This is a genomic window from Polaromonas sp. P1_E11 (genome assembly GCF_056405995.1).
In genome coordinates, this window is the sequence record NZ_JBFUBA010000002.1 from 634,752 (window position 1) to 650,323 (window position 15,572).

Below are 15,572 nucleotides of genomic sequence, written 5' to 3' on the forward strand. Positions count from 1 at the left end.
CTGCCGGCGGGCATTCGATGCCACGCCCCTACACTGCAAACCAAGCCACCTTTTTCCGGAGACAACCCATGAAAACCCAATTTAACTGGCAGGACCCGTTTTTCTTTATGGACCAGCTGAGCGACGACGAGCGCGCCATCAGCGAAGCCGCCCACGCTTTCTGCCAGGAAAAACTGCAGCCCCGCGTGCTGATGGCCGCACGCCACGAGAAGTTCGACCGCGAAATCATGAACGAAGCCGGCGCCATGGGTTTCCTGGGCTCCACCATTGAAGGCTATGGCTGCGCCGGCCTCAATTACGTGAGCTACGGCCTGGTCGCGCGTGAAGTCGAACGCGTCGACAGCGGCTACCGCAGCGCCATCAGCGTGCAAAGCTCGCTGGTCATGCACCCCATCAACGCCTACGGCAGCGAAGCGCAAAAACAAAAGTACCTGCCCAAGCTGGCCACCGGCGAATGGGTGGGCTGCTTCGGCCTGACCGAGCCCAACCACGGCTCCGACCCCGCCAGCATGCTGACGCGCGCCAAGCCTGTGGACGGCGGCTTCATCGTCAAGGGCGCCAAGATGTGGATCACCAACAGCCCGATCGCCGACGTGTTCATCGTCTGGGCCAAGCTGGAAGACCCTGACGGCAAGGTCGGCGGCCAGGAAAGCATCCGCGGCTTTGTGCTTGAAAAAGGCATGAAGGGACTCTCCGCCCCCAAGATCGAAGGCAAGATGAGCTTGCGTGCCTCGATCACCGGCGAGATCGTGATGGACGATGTGTTTGTGCCTGAAGCCAACCTGCTGCCCAACGTGAGCGGCCTGAAAGGCCCGTTCGGCTGCCTGAACAAGGCGCGCTACGGCATCGCCTGGGGCGCTTTGGGCGCTGCTGAAGATTGCTGGTTCCGCGCCCGCCAGTACACCATGGACCGCGTTCAGTTCGGCCGCCCGCTGGCGCAAAACCAGCTGATTCAAAAGAAGCTGGCCGACATGCAGACCGAGATCACGCTGGGCCTGCAGGGCTGCCTGCGCGTGGGCCGGCTGATGGACGAAGACAAGTCGGTGCCGGAAATGATTTCGCTGATCAAGCGCAACTCCTGCGGCAAAGCGCTGGACATCGCCCGACTGGCGCGCGACATGCACGGCGGCAACGGCATCCATGACGAATACCACGTGATCCGCCACATGATCAACCTCGAAACGGTGAACACCTACGAAGGCACGCATGACGTGCATGCACTGATCCTGGGCCGCGCCCAGACCGGCCTGCAAGCCTTCTATTGAGGATATTTCAGGGCTCCAGCCCAATCAGGACGAGCGCGAGCAGCTATCTATTTCATAGCAAATAAATACAACGCATGGAATTCGGCGCGCTCAAGCCTTTGTTAGCCAGCCTGGCGCTCCCGCCAGCCTTGCTGCTATTGCTGGCCTTGCTGGGCCTGGTGCTGGCCTGGCGAAATAAAAAGGCCGGGCTGGCGCTGGCAACCTGTTCAGTACTGCTGTTGGCACTGCTCAGCTGCCACGGCACGGCCGTGTGGCTGGCGCGCACCGTGCTGCCGCAGTTTGCCGCCATGCCGGTGGCCAGCCTCAAGGCCCACAAGATACAAGCCATCGTCGTGCTGGGCGGAGGTGTACTGCCCGAGGCGGCTGAATACGGCAGCAGCCAGCCGGGCGCACACACGGCGGCGCGGCTGCGCTACGGTGTGTGGCTGGCGCGGCAGTCGGGCTTGCCGCTGGCCTTTACCGGCGGCATGGGCTGGGCAGCCAGCAGCGCGCAGACCGATTCCGAGGCCGTGGTGGCCGCACGCATGGTGCAGCAGGACTACGGCATGACGCTGCGCTGGAACGAAGCCCTGTCACGCGACACAGCCGGCAATGCCCGCCTGCTGGCGCCGCTGCTGCAGCAAAGCGGTGTGCAGCGCATCGCGCTGGTCACCGACGCCTGGCACATGCCGCGCGCTGTGGCGGCCTTTGAGCGCGCCGGCCTGACGGTGACGCCCGCCCCCATGGGTCAGGTGCAGCCGGCGCAGCACGACCTGATGGAATGGGTGCCTTCCGCATCGGGCCTGGTGGTTTCACAGCAGGTATTGCGTGAATGGCTGGCGCTGATGGTTGGTCGGTTCACGCCTGTTTAGGGCTTTCAAACAGATCACGCAGCCTCTTCGCCTGCCCCAACGGGCACGGCCAGCGGCACAAGGTGGCCCTTTGCGGCTTTACCGCGTGTTTACTTTGGAGGGTGCTTCCGGCTGACTGCCGCCGGTGTAGCCTACGCGGTTTGGGTTGACGGTCGGAAAGTAAGCAGATATATTACTAACCAGTCAGTCAGTAACTATGTCACTTTCCAAATTATTTTGCGACAAAACCTCCGCGGTCGCCGCCAAACGCGAGCGCCGCAAGGAAGCACGCCCCGGCGAACTGCTGGACGCGGCGCTTGACCTGTTCGTGGAAAAAGGCTTTGCCGCCACCCGCGCGGAAGAAGTGGCGGCGCGCGCCGGGGTCTCGAAAGGCACACTGTTCCTTTACTTCCAGAGCAAGGAAGAACTGTTCAAGGCCGTGGTGCGCGAAAACATTTCGGGCCGCTTCACGGAGTGGCGCGCCGAGCTGGACACCTTTGAAGGCACCACCCCTGAATTGCTGGCTTACTGCATGAACAGCTGGTGGGAGCGCGTGGGCCTGACGCGCGCCTCGGGCCTGACCAAGCTGATGATGAGCGAGGCCAAGAACTTCCCCGACATCGCGGCCTTCTACCAGCAGGAAGTCATCATGCCGGGCCACGGGCTGATCCGCAGCATCCTGCAACGCGGCATGGACCGCGGCGAGTTCCGGCCCATGGACCTGGACTATGCCGTTTACCTGGTGGTCGCTCCCATGATTTTCCTGATCCTGTCCAGGCACACCGCCGGCATCTGTATCAGCAGCGACGCGGACCTGGATCCGCAAAAATACATCGCCTTCCAGGTGGAAACCATCCTGAACGGCATCTCCGCACCGGCCGGCGCCGCCGCAAAGGCCAACAGGAAACCCGCAGCATGAAGCGATGGATCAAGTGGGCGGTCGCCGGGCTCATCGTGCTGCTCATCGTGGGCGGCGTGCTGCGTGCACTGTCCGCGCGCAAGGCCCAGCAGCAGGCGCTTGCCGCAAGCACCGCCGTCAAGGACATGGGCCAGGTCGAGCTGGCCGCCACCGATGTGGTCAAGGCCCAGACGCGCGAGGTGGTCCAGGGACTGCCGGTGTCGGGCTCGCTCAAGGCCGTCAACTCCGCCGTCATCAAGGCGCGCGTAGCCGGTGAGCTGCAGGGCCTCACGGTTCGCGAAGGCGACGTGGTCAAGGCCGGCCAGGTGATTGCGCGCATCGACGCCACCGAATACCAGTCACGCGTGCGCCAGGCCAGGGAGCAGGCCGAGTCGGCCAAGGCACAGGTCGATGTGGTGCAGCGCCAGTACGACAACAACAAGGCGCTGGTTGACCAGGGTTTCATTTCAAAGACCGCGCTGGATACCTCCCTGGCCAACCTCAACGCCGCGCAATCTACCTACAAGGCGGCTGTAGCCGCTACCGAGGTCGCGGCCAAATCGGTGGACGACACGATTCTCAAGGCCCCCATCTCCGGCCAGGTGTCGCAGCGCCTGGCGCAACCCGGTGAACGCGTGGGCATCGATACGAAAATCGTCGAGGTGGTGGACCTGAGCCGGCTCGAGCTGGAAGCCACCTTGAGCGCCACCGACTCCATGGAGGTGCGCGTGGGCCAGACCGCGCAGCTGCAAATCGAAGGAAGCCGGCAACCCGTCACGGCCAAAGTGGTGCGCATCAATCCCACGGCGCAGGCCGGCAGCCGCAGCGTGCTGGCGTACCTCAGCATCGAGAACCCGGGCGCAGCCGGTGACGCCAGCGCGGCGCCTTTGCGCCAGGGGCTGTTTGCGCAGGGCGCGCTGGGCACGGCCAGCGCTTCGCTGCTGTCGGTACCGGTCAGCGCCGTGCGCACCGACAAGCCCACGCCGTATGTGCAGGCGGTTGAAAACAACCTGGTGGTGCACAAGAGCGTCGAACTGGGCGCGCGCGGCACCGCCGGCAAAGACAGCGTGGTCGCCGTCAAGGGCCTGGCCGACGGCGCGGTGGTGATTCGCGGCGAGATCGGTGCATTGCGCGAAGGCACCAAGGTGCGCTTCACACAGCTTCCGGCTGCGGTGCAAGCAGCCAGTGCCCCTGCCAAGCCGGCGCCCTGAGGACTCGCGCGCATGTGGTTCACGCAGGTCAGCCTCAAGAACCCGGTGTTCGCCACCATGGTCATGCTGGCCATCGTGGTGCTGGGGCTGTTCTCCTACCAGCGCATGCAGGTCGACCAGTTCCCGAACATCGACTTTCCGGTGGTCGTCATCACCGCCGAATACCCGGGCGCCTCGCCCGAGATCGTTGAAAGCGAAGTCACCAAAAAAATTGAAGAAGGCGTCAACTCGATCGCCGGCATCAACGCGCTGACCTCGCGCAGCTATGAAGGCCAGTCGGTCGTCATCATGGAGTTCCAGCTCTATGTGGACGGGCGCCGGGCTGCCGAGGACGTGCGCGAAAAGATCGCCGCCATCCGGCCCACCCTGCGGGATGAAGTGAAAGAGCCGCGCGTGCTGCGCTTCGACCCGGCGAGCCGGGCGATCTGGTCGGTCGCAGTATTGCCCAACGCCCAAAGCGGCAATGCCATGTCGGCTGTGGAGTTAACCAATTGGTCTGATCAGGTCTTGAAAAAGCGCCTGGAGAACGTGCGCGGCGCGGGCTCCGTCACGCTCGTGGGCGGCACCAAGCGCGAGATCAATGTCTACCTGAATCCGCAGGCCATGGAGTCGCTGGGCATCACGGCCGACCAGGTGGTCAATGCCGTGCGCAACGAAAACCAGGATTTGCCGGTGGGCGCCATCCGTTCGCTGCAGCAGGAGCGCGTCGTCAAGATCGATGCGCGCATGAAGCGCCCCGAAGATTTCGGAAAAATCATCGTTGCGCGCAAGGGCACTGCGCCGGTCACGGTGGACCAGGTGGCACGCGTTGCCGACGGCGCGCAGGAAATCGACAGCCTGGCCCTTTACAACGGCCAGCGCACACTGCTGCTGTCGGTGCAAAAAGCGCAGGACGAAAACACCATTGCCGTGGTGGATGGCCTGAACCAGGCCATCAAGGAAATCCAGCCGCAACTGCCGCCCGGTGCACGGCTGGAACTGATTACCGACGGTTCGCGGCCGATTCGTGTGGCGGTTGAAAACGTGCGCCGCACGCTGATTGAAGGCGCGCTGCTCACGGTGCTGATTGTTTTCCTCTTCCTGAATTCGTGGCGCTCCACGGTGATCACCGGGCTCACGCTGCCGATCTCCATCATCGGCACCTTCCTGTTCATGAACCTGTTCGGCTTCACCATCAACATGATCACGCTGATGGCGCTGTCGCTGTGCGTGGGCCTGTTGATCGACGACGCCATCGTGGTGCGCGAGAACATCGTGCGCCATGTGCAGATGGGCAAGGGCCCCTACCAGGCCTCGCTGGACGGCACGCAGGAGATCGGCCTGGCCGTGCTGGCCACCACGTTTTCCATCGTGGCGGTGTTTTTGCCCATCGGCTTCATGGGCGGCATCATCGGCAAGTTCTTCCACGAGTTTGGCGTGACCATCGTGGCGGCGGTGCTGATCTCGATGTTCGTGAGCTTCACGCTGGACCCGATGCTCTCCAGCATCTGGCACGACCCCTCGATAGAAGCGCACGGCAAGCGCCATGCGCCCGTCACTTTCTACGACAAGACGATAGGCCGCGTCACCGGCTGGTTTGACCACGCCACCGACTCGCTGAGCAACAGCTACCAGGGCATCCTGCGCTGGTCGCTGGGCCACAAGCTGGCCACCCTGGCCCTTGCTGTGGTGATTTTTATCACCAGCATTTTCATGGTGCCGCTGCTGGGCACTGAGTTCGTGCCCAAGGCCGACTTCTCGGAAACCTCACTCAACTTCTACACACCCGTGGGTTCGTCGCTGGAAACCACCGAAGCCAAGGCGCGGCAGGTGGAAGCCATCATCCGCGAATTCCCCGAGGTGAAATACACCCTGGCCACGCTGAACACCGGCAACGCCCAGGGCAAGATGTACGCGAGTATTTATGTGCGCATGGTGGACCGCAAGGCACGCACGCGCAGCGTCGACGAAATGTCGGGCGTGCTGCGCGAGCGGCTCAAGCAGGTGCCGGGCATCACCGTGACGCACGTCGGGCTGCTCGACGCGGTCGGCGGCAACAAGCAGGTGGAGTTCTCGCTGCAGGGGACGGATTTGAAAGAGCTGGAGCGCCTCACGCGCGCCATCAACGACAAGATCCGCGGCATCCCCGGCCTGGTGGACCTGGACTCCAGCGTCAAGGCCGACAAGCCGGTGATTGAAATTGACGTGCGGCGTGACGCGGCTTCCGACCTGGGCCTGTCGGTGTCGCAGATCGCCGCATCGCTGCGCACACTGGTGGCCGGGCAGACGGTGGGCAACTGGCGCGCGCCCGACGACCAGACCTACGACGTGAACGTGCGCCTGGCACCCGATGCGCGCAACGCGCCGCAAGACCTGGAGCGCCTGCCCTTCATGAGCACGCCCGGCAGCAGCGCCGACGGCGCCGCGCACATGGTGCGCCTCAACCAGGTGGCCACCGTGAAGGAAGCCACCGGGCCCAACCAGATCAACCGGCGCGACATGGCGCGCGAAGTCGCGATCAATGCCAACGTCTACAACCGCTCGGCCGGCGAGGTGTCGAACGACATCAAGGCTGCGCTGGAGAACTTCAGCTTTCCGCCCGGTTACCGCTACCAGTTTAGCGGCTCCACCAAGAACATGGCCGAGTCTTTTGGCTACGCCGTGTCGGCACTGGTGATGGCCATTTTGTTCATCTACATGATCCTGGCCAGCCAGTTCAAGAGCTTTTTGCAGCCCATGGCGCTGATGACCTCGCTGCCGCTGACCTTGATCGGTGTGGTGCTGGCCCTGCTGCTGTTCCGCTCCACGCTCTCGATGTTTTCCATCATCGGTGTGGTGATGCTGATGGGCCTGGTCACCAAGAACGCCATTTTGCTGGTCGACTTTGCCATTCGCATGCGCGCTGACCAGGTCGACGTGGACGGCCACCGCGTACCCGGCATGAACCGCAGCGATGCGCTGCTGCATGCCGCCAAAGTGCGGCTGCGCCCCATCCTCATGACCACACTGGCGATGATTTTCGGCATGGTGCCGTTGGCGTTTGCCCTGACCGAAGGCTCGGAGCAGCGCGCGCCCATGGGCCAGGCCGTGATCGGCGGTGTCATCACCTCTTCGCTGCTGACCCTGGTGGTGGTGCCGGTGACGTATTGCTACCTGGACGACCTGGGCCAGTGGTTCAAGCGCAAATTCGGTCCCAAAACACCGCCGCAGGACCCCGCAGACATGCCTGCTGCAACGCCGGCCGCCGTCATGGGCGACCGCTAAAATCAAAGGTTTATCTCGTGTACAGCTCACCCTCCCCCCTTTCGCCAACCTACAGGTCCGCCATGAACTACGAACAAGCCCGATTCAACATGATTGAGCAGCAAATCCGCCCCTGGGAAGTGCTGGACAACCAGGTCCTTTCCCTGCTGGCCGTGGTCAAGCGCGAAGACTTTGTGCCTTCCGCCCAAAAGGCACTGGCCTTTGTCGACATGGAAATCCCGCTGGGCACCGGGCCCGGCCAGTGCATGCTGGCGCCCAAGGTGGAGGCCCGCATCCTGCAGGAACTGGCCGTGCAAAAGCATGAAAAGGTGCTGGAAATCGGCGCCGGCTCCGGCTACATGGCCGCACTGCTGGCTCACCGCGCGCAACAGGTGATCACGCTGGAAATCGACCCCAAGCTGGCACAGACCGCGCGCGACAACCTGCAAAGGGCGGGCCTCTATAACGCTGAAGTACGCACCGGCGACGGCGCCGCAAAAATCGCCCAGGCCGTTTCCAGCAACGACCCGCTTCGTGGCCCGTTTGATGTGATCGTGCTCAGCGGCTCGGTCGCCGAAGTGCCGGCTTCGCTGCTGTCCCTGCTCAAGGTCGGCGGCCGCCTGAGTGCCATCGTGGGCTTTGAGCCGATGATGCGCGCCACCCTGGTCACACGCGTGGCCGAAGACGCCTGGCGCACCACCCAGGCCTGGGACACCGTGGCGCCACGCCTGCTGAATTTCCCTGAGCCTTCGAAATTCAGCTTCTGAGCCTGGGCGCCGTACACGATTTCACCAACGCCAAGCACGCATTCCAACGCAGGACAGCCGACCATGATTCCCCAACTGAGCCCCGCCGACTTCGCCGACTGGCGCAACAACGCCGGGGAAGGCGCGCCTGCATTGCCGGTGGTGCTGGACGTGCGCGAGCCCTGGGAACTGCAGACGGCCTCGGTCAAGGAGGACGGCTTCAGGCTGGTGCATATCCCGATGCGGGAAATTCCCACGCGCCTGGCCGAGCTGCAGCAAACTGAAGCCGGGACCGGCCAGCCGATCGCCTGCCTCTGCCACCACGGCATGCGCAGCCTGCAGGTGGCCAACTTTTTGACGCAAAGCGGCTTCACCGAGGTCGTCAACCTGCAGGGCGGCATTGACGCGTGGTCGCGGCAGGTGGACCCGTCGGTCCCTGTGTACTGACCTTTGCCGCCGCTGCGCACCGTACTCATCTCCACATCGCCGATTCACCCATTCCTCAGGACCTTTATGACTACGCCCAAGAAACCGCCGGCGCTACGCCTGTCGATGTTGCCCCTGTCGCTTGCCGTCACCGCCGCGCTGATGATGGCAGCCCCGGCCGCCCAGGCGCAGAGCCTGGTCGAGCTGTATGAGTCGGCCCGCACCTTTGACGCCTCTTACCAGTCGGCCAAGCTGCAATACGACGCCAACCTCGCCCGGGCCGACCAGGCCAAGGCCGGCATCCTGCCGACGGCGGGTATTTCTGCAGGCGTGTCGCGCACCAATTTTGAAAATACAGCACCGGTGATCGAGCGCAGCTTCAACACGCAAAACGCCACGCTCAATCTCTCTCAGCCGCTATACCGCCCGGCCAACTGGGCCACCTACCAGCAGGCCTCCAGGCAGGTGGACCTGGCCAAGGCCCAGCTGGAGGCCGCCGACCAGGACCTGATCGTGCGTACCAGTCAGGCCTACTTTGACGTGCTGGCCGCGCAGGACACCCTGACCTTTGTACGGGCCCAGAAAGCTGCGGTGGCCGAGCAACTCGCGTCGGCCAAGCGCAACTTCGAGGTGGGCACCTCCACCATCACCGACACGCGCGAGGCGCAGGCCCGCTACGACCTGGTGATCGCGCAGGAGATCGCCGCCGAGAACGACCTGCGTGTCAAGAAACTCGCGCTGGACACTCTGGTCGGCAAAACCGAAACCCAGCCCAAGCCCCTGGCAAATCCGGTCGGCCTGCCCACAGTGACGCCGGCCGACGTCGGCATCTGGGTCTCGCAATCCGAGCTGGTGCATCCCAGCATCCGCCAGGCGCAAAGCAATGTGGAAATCGCAGAACTGGAGGTCAACAAGGCCGAAGCCGGCCACAAGCCCACGCTTGACGCGACAGCCAGCTACAACGTCACGCGCAACCCGTCGGGCACGGCAACCACCATTCCGCCGTTTGCCTTCCGCACCAACACCACCACTGTCGGCGTGCTGCTCAACGTGCCGCTGTTTGCGGGTTTCGCCACGCAGAACCGCGTGCGCGAAACCCTGTCGCTGCGTGACAAGGCGCAAAGCGACCTGGAAGGCGCGCGGCGCACTGTGGCGCAGGCCACGCGTACCGCTTACTTCGGCGTGCAATCGGGCCAGGGGCAGGTCAAGGCGCTGGAGGCGGCCGAACTCTCCAGCCAGAGCGCGCTGGATGCCAACAAGCTGGGTTACCAGGTCGGTGTTCGCATCAACATCGACGTGCTCAACTCGCAGAGCCAGTTGTTTCAGACCAAGCGCGACCTGGCCAAGGCACGCTACGACGTGCTGCTGGGCGACCTGAAACTGCGCCAGGCCAATGGCACACTGACGCCGGAAGACCTGCAAAAAATCAACGCACTGCTGGCCAGGTAAATCGCGGTACGCTTCACAACACTCCAACAAAGGCCGGCCCGGGGCCAGAATTTCCATGTTGATGCCCGCACACAATCCCCTGCCCTTGCCGATAGAGGCTGAACGCGTGACCGATGCGCCGGTACACATCCCCAAAGGCCCCAGCTTCGAGCTGATCGAGGAAACCACCTGGGAAGAACTCAAGCGCGCGGGCCGCCAGCCACCGTTTGACAAACCCGTGCTGGTCAAGGGCGGCATCCACCACTGGCCGGCCTGGAAAAAATGGTCGTTTGAATTCCTCGCCGACGTCTGTGCCGGCAAGGGCGCCGAGGTGCCGGTCAAGTTCACCGATGGCCTGGTCGAACAGGGCGTGACCAAGGGCCGCCCCTTCCTTCCGGTCGCACCCTACCTGCGGGAACTCGGCAAGTCGGCGCAGCATACGCCGGACCCCATGGCCGGCCTGCTGCCCAAGCCGGTGCGGGACGGCTACAAACCCGGCGAGCGCTTTCACCTGAACTGGGCCCACATGCAGTCGTTCAAGCCGACGACCTTGTACCTGGCGCAGTGGGACATTCTCGAAAAATACCCCGAGCTGCGGCGCGACCTCATGATCAAGAGCCTGTGGCCCGGCCGCATGACCTGGGAATACGTGTTCATGGGTCCGGCCAATACCGTGACCGGCCTGCACAACGATTTCCCGCACAACTGGTTTGTGCAGCTCCAGGGCGTCAAGGAGTTCATCCTTTTCTCACCCGACCAGCGCCAGCACATGTGCCCGGCCGCCAAATACGACTGGGGTGCCACGCTGAGCGACATCAACGTCTCGCGCCTGCCCGAGCAAGTCCGCGAACTCGCCTCCTTCGAAAAAGCCCATGGCTACCACGCCCGCGTTGAAGCCGGCGATGCCCTGTTCATCCCCAGGCGGACCTGGCACTCCGTGGTGTCAGTGGAGCCCTCCATCAGCCTGGGCATGTTCGGGCTCACGCCCTGGGAAGTCGCCACCGGCGGCGCCTGGGCCACGCTGCGCGACTGGGCGCACCATTTGCACCTCTACGCGTGGAACAACTGCACCTGCCACAAAAAGAGTTAGCCCGGTGGAATAGGGCCCCCACGCTCCCCCACTTCGTGTGGGTCGCTGCCCCCCGAGGGGGCCGCCCGCCTGTGGCCCGGCAAAGCCGGTTCCACGGCTCACGCTGGGTTTAAGAGATCATCCCAGTCGTTCACTAAATACCCGTTCGCCCTGGGCCTGTCGAAGGGTGACTTCGTTAGATCAGCGTGAGGATCACATAGGCGCCGAAGCCGAAGAGACAGGCGGCCATGAAAAGCAGCATCCAGAACCAGATCGGTACACGTAGTCTGGTTTTAGATGACTCGGTCATGGTGTGGCCTTACTTCGCTGGGGCCGCCAAAAAGCTCTCGAGCGCATCCACCGTCTTCACAGTCGCACCGCGATTGCGGTCGGCGAAGGCCAGCCCGGCGGCCACAGCGGCGGCACGTGCTTCGGATTTGTCCATCAGCTTTCGGGCGGCACGCACGCCCTGCTCCATGTCGACCACGCGCCGGGCTGCACCGGCCTCGATGGCCAGCTCGGCGGCTTCGGTGAAGTTGAAGGTATGGGGGCCCATCACGACCGGACAGCCACAGGCAGCCGCCTCGATCAGGTTTTGCCCACCCAGCGGTGCGAAGCTGCCGCCCAGCATCGCGACATCGCTCATCGCGTAATACAGCGCCATTTCACCCAGCGAGTCGCCCAGCCATACATCCGCATGCAGCGCATCGTCGTTCACGGCCGGGCCGCCCGCCGTATCGGGCCAGTGCGAGCGGCGCGAGACGCGCAGGCCGTGCTGCTGCACCAGCGCCTCCACCTCATTGACGCGTTGCGGGTGGCGCGGCACCAGCAACACCCTGAACTGGCTTCCCGGCCCCTCCTTGTGTGCTTCTGCCTGCAATTCATTTGCTACAGAATTGATAGCTGGTTGCGCCCGTTCAGATTGGGCCGCGGCACTTAATTGCTTTAAAAATTCCTGCTCTTCGCCTTCGCGTGAGCTGGCAAACATAAGCACCGGAAGCCCAAGCGTCCGGCGCCAGACCTTGCCTTTTTCCAGCTGGGCGTCGTCAGGCGAAGCGTCAAATTTGAGGTTGCCGAACACGCCGCTCACCGCAGCACCCGCCTGGCGAAACCGCCGGGCGTCGTCATCGGTCTGGGCATACACCGCAGACAACCCCGCGTAAGCCGGAAACGACAGCGGCGACATTTTCAGTGCCTGCTGCAGGGATTTTTCGGACAGCCGGCCGTTCACCAGCACCAGCGGTATGGCGCGCGCCTGGGCGCCGGCCACCATGTTGGGCCATATCTCGGTTTCCATCAACAGGCCCAGCCGCGGCCTGAAGTGGCCAAAGAACCGCGCTACTGCACCCGGGCTGTCCCAGGGCTGCCACACCTGCACGTCACCGGCCTGCAGCAGGGCCACACCCTCGGCGCGCCCTGTGGCCGTGCCGTGCGTCAGCAAAATACGCAAGCCCGGATGCTGCGCGCGCAGCGCCTTGAGCAAAATGGCCGCCGTGCGCGTTTCGCCGAGAGAAACGGCATGCAGCCAGACCAGCTCAGAGCTGGTTTCCGCGGGCTGGGTGTAGTGGCCAAACCGTTCCTGCACCGCCTGAAGGTAGCCGGGCTCCTGCCTGCCGCGGCGCGCCAGTTTGCGGCGCAGCAGCGGCTGGCCCAGCCACATCAGCAGCGAATAAAGTTTCAGGGCCAGCGCGCTCATTTCGCCCCACCGGCACGGGCGGGGCTGCTCACCGCCCAGCAAGCCAGCCAGGCCTGCCAGACGGTTTCCACCGTGGGTGCCGGCCGCGCAAACACGCTGACCTGCCGCCCCCCGTGGCCGAGGGTGCCGGGGCCGGTGCGCCACGCCGTGTCGAAGTTGTAGATCTGCACATGCGGCAAATCCAGCGCCACGGCAATGTGGCTGACACCGCTGTCGACACCAATGACACCGGCGCACTGCGCCAGCGCTTCGGTGAGCGCATCGAGCGGCAGCAGCGGCAGCACCAGGGCGATGTCCGCGGCGGTTTTGGTCAGCGCCTGCGCAATGGCCTGGCTGGTGGCCAGCTCGTGGGCGTTGCCGTGCGCCAGTGCCACCGGGTAGCCGGCCCCATTGAGGCGCCGCCCCAGTGTGACCCAGTGGTCCAGCGGCCACTCCTTGTCGGCACGCGAGGTTCCGTGGACCAGTACCACCCGGCCTTTCGACGCTGCAGGCGCTATCTTTTCAGTAGCTGCTTGCGCCCGTCCCTCAAGGGTTGCAGGTATTTTTAGTCCAAAATCCGGCGCCCCTTCCGGGGTGTAGCCCAGCGCGCGCGCCGCCAGCTCGCGCGAGCGCTGCACCGCGTGAATATGCGGTGGGAGGGTGATGGCCACGTCGGCCACCCAGCGGGTAGGCGCCTCATAGCCCGAGCCCTCGGTCTGGTTGGCCAGGGCATAGCGCTTGCCGCCGGGTGCCAGCGAGGCAAGCCGCGCCACCAGCGCCGACTTGGTCAGGCCCTGCAGGTCGATGACGGCGTCATAGGCTTCACGTTGAAGGTCGCGCTGGAAGGCACGCCATTCGTTTCGCGTGGCCAGCGTCCAGAATGACTTGCGCCAGCGCCGGATCTCGCAGGGAATCACCCGGTGCAGACCTTTGTGGCGCGCCAGCAGCGGCGCAAATGACTTTTCCACCACCCAGTCAATGCGCGCATCCGGGAGCGCTGCGTGGATGTCCTGTACCACCGGCAGGGTGTGCACCACATCGCCGAGCGAGGACAACTTGACCAGCAAAATTTTCATGAAGACAGTGAAAGCCGAAAACGCTGATTTTCACCGCAGAAAGCCCCCGGAACGTCCACTTGCCCCGGAAACCTCAAAAAAGCCAATCAAGGGCCCTACACGGCGCTCGAACGCGATGCGAAGCGAGCCCTCCAATACCAGTGGGGGCCGCGGAACCGGCTTTGCCGGGCCGCAGGCGCCGCCTCCTGGAAGGGGGGAACAGACTACACGAAGTGAGTCTGGACGGGGGTGAGCTTAATGCATGGCGGCAGCAAAGCTCGCGTCCGGCTTGACGCTCCGCAACAAGGTCAGCATGTCGGCCTCGATACGCTCCAGCGCCTGCTGGGTGTGGCCCTCAAAGCGCAGCACCAGCACCGGCGTGGTGTTGGACGCCCGGATCAGGCCAAAGCCGTCGGGCCAGTCGACGCGCACGCCATCGATGGTCGAGATCTTGGCGGGTGCCGCGAATTTCGCTGATTTGATCAAGGCCTCCACTACCGTGTGCGGCTCGCCTTCCTTGCAGGCTACGTTCAGCTCAGGCGTGCTGAAACTCGTGGGCAAGGCATTGAGTACGATGCCGGCGTCGGGCACGCGGCTCAGGATTTCCAGCAAGCGCGCGCCGGCGTATGTGCCGTCGTCAAAGCCGTACCAGCGCTCTTTGAAGAAGATGTGGCCGCTCATCTCGCCGCCCAGGGGCGAGTTGACCTCTTTCATCCTGGCCTTGATGAGCGAGTGACCGGTCTTGTACATCATCGCTACGCCACCGGCGGCCTCGATCTCGGGCGCCAGGCGCTGCGAGCATTTCACGTCGAACAAAATGGTGCCGCCCGGTACGCGTGAGAGCACGTCGCGGGCAAACAGCATCATCTGCCGGTCGGGATAAATGTTCTGGCCGTCTTTGGTCACGATACCGAGGCGGTCGCCGTCGCCGTCAAAGGCCAGGCCCAGTTCAGCGTCTCCGCTTTGCAGGGCCTTGATCAAATCCTGCAGGTTTTCGGGCTTGCTCGGATCGGGGTGGTGGTTGGGGAAATTGCCGTCCACCTCGCTGAAGAGTTCGGTCACCTCGCAGCCGAGCGCCCGAAAGATGGCGGGCGCTGATGCGCCGGCAATACCGTTGCCGGAGTCGATGACGATCTTTATCGGGCGCTCCAGCTTGATGCCGGAGACGATGCGGTCACGGTAGGCCATGCCCACGTCAACCTGGCGGATGGCGCCGGCCTGTGAAGGCAGCACCCACTTGTCGCCCTCAATCACGCGGCGCAAACCCTGAATCTCTTCGCCGTAAATGGCGCGGCCGGCCAACACCATCTTGAAGCCGTTGTAGTCCTTGGGGTTGTGGCTACCTGTGACCTGGATGCCCGAGCCGGCCAGCGTGCTGGCCGCGAAATAGAGCATGGGTGTGGTCACCATGCCCACATCAATCACATCAATGCCGGTGGCGGCCAGGCCGCGCATCAGCGCTGCGCTGAGCGCAGGCCCGCTGATCCGGCCGTCACGGCCAACAGCTACCGCCTTTTCACCTTCTGCCAACGCGGCCATGCCAAAAGCCTTGCCCAGCGCCTCGGCCATTTCCTCATGAATGGTGGAGGGAACGACACCGCGGATGTCGTAGGCCTTGAAGATGGACGGGTTGATTTGCATCGGCGAGATCCTTCAATTTGATGAATTTGATTGTAGGTGGCAGTCCTTTCGCGAACTGTAGGCCGCCACCGTTTCCAGGGGGCCCGTTCAGACTATGGAAAGCTTT

Annotated in this window: 12 protein-coding genes; 9 read left to right on the forward strand and 3 right to left on the reverse strand. The window is 63.8% G+C overall.

The window, feature by feature from the left end; all coding sequences use genetic code 11:
* Positions 1-68 precede the first annotated feature (68 nt).
* From AC1D11_RS10500 to AC1D11_RS10540, 9 genes are all read left to right on the forward strand, one after another.
* Positions 69-1,265 (forward strand): acyl-CoA dehydrogenase, encoded by a 1,197-nt coding sequence (locus tag AC1D11_RS10500; RefSeq protein ID WP_477646396.1) that lies wholly within the window; start codon positions 69-71, stop codon positions 1,263-1,265.
* A 74-nt stretch (positions 1,266-1,339) separates the two neighbouring features.
* Positions 1,340-2,116 (forward strand): YdcF family protein, encoded by a 777-nt coding sequence (locus AC1D11_RS10505; protein WP_477646397.1) that lies wholly within the window; start codon positions 1,340-1,342, stop codon positions 2,114-2,116.
* Between the two features lie 196 nt (positions 2,117-2,312).
* Positions 2,313-3,014, forward strand: coding sequence for a TetR/AcrR family transcriptional regulator (locus AC1D11_RS10510; RefSeq protein ID WP_477646398.1), 702 nt, complete (start codon positions 2,313-2,315; stop codon positions 3,012-3,014).
* Positions 3,011-4,204, forward strand: coding sequence for an efflux RND transporter periplasmic adaptor subunit (locus AC1D11_RS10515; RefSeq protein ID WP_477646399.1), 1,194 nt, complete (start codon positions 3,011-3,013; stop codon positions 4,202-4,204). Before AC1D11_RS10510 ends, AC1D11_RS10515 begins: the two co-directional genes overlap by 4 nt.
* A 12-nt stretch (positions 4,205-4,216) precedes the next feature.
* Positions 4,217-7,447 carry an efflux RND transporter permease subunit gene (locus AC1D11_RS10520; RefSeq protein WP_477646400.1) on the forward strand — a complete coding sequence of 1,077 codons (3,231 nt, stop codon included), beginning with the start codon at positions 4,217-4,219 and terminating at the stop codon, positions 7,445-7,447.
* A 62-nt stretch (positions 7,448-7,509) separates the two neighbouring features.
* Complete coding sequence (locus AC1D11_RS10525) at positions 7,510-8,193, forward strand: protein-L-isoaspartate O-methyltransferase family protein (RefSeq protein WP_477646401.1); 684 nt, start codon at positions 7,510-7,512, stop codon at positions 8,191-8,193.
* Between the two features lie 63 nt (positions 8,194-8,256).
* Entirely contained in the window at positions 8,257-8,619 is a 363-nt protein-coding gene (locus AC1D11_RS10530) for a rhodanese-like domain-containing protein (RefSeq protein ID WP_477646402.1), read from the forward strand.
* Positions 8,620-8,685: 66 nt separating this feature from the next.
* Positions 8,686-10,047 (forward strand): TolC family outer membrane protein, encoded by a 1,362-nt coding sequence (locus AC1D11_RS10535; RefSeq protein WP_477646403.1) that lies wholly within the window; start codon positions 8,686-8,688, stop codon positions 10,045-10,047.
* Between the two features lie 55 nt (positions 10,048-10,102).
* Positions 10,103-11,116, forward strand: coding sequence for a cupin-like domain-containing protein (locus tag AC1D11_RS10540; protein WP_477646404.1), 1,014 nt, complete (start codon positions 10,103-10,105; stop codon positions 11,114-11,116).
* Positions 11,117-11,414: 298 nt separating this feature from the next.
* Here the strand turns inward: AC1D11_RS10540 and AC1D11_RS10545 are convergent, their stop codons facing one another.
* From AC1D11_RS10545 to AC1D11_RS10555, 3 genes are all read right to left on the reverse strand, one after another.
* Positions 11,415-12,791, reverse strand: a complete 1,377-nt coding sequence (locus AC1D11_RS10545) for a 3-deoxy-D-manno-octulosonic acid transferase (protein ID WP_477646405.1) — start codon at positions 12,789-12,791, stop codon at positions 11,415-11,417.
* A complete protein-coding gene (waaC, locus tag AC1D11_RS10550; protein ID WP_477646406.1) occupies positions 12,788-13,846 on the reverse strand; it encodes a lipopolysaccharide heptosyltransferase I in 1,059 nt (352 codons plus the stop codon). The genes AC1D11_RS10545 and waaC overlap by 4 nt, the downstream gene beginning before the upstream one ends.
* 234 nt (positions 13,847-14,080) lie before the next feature.
* Positions 14,081-15,466: a phosphomannomutase/phosphoglucomutase gene (locus tag AC1D11_RS10555; protein ID WP_477646407.1), complete on the reverse strand. Its 1,386-nt coding sequence runs from the start codon at positions 15,464-15,466 to the stop codon at positions 14,081-14,083.
* Positions 15,467-15,572: the final 106 nt, after the last annotated feature.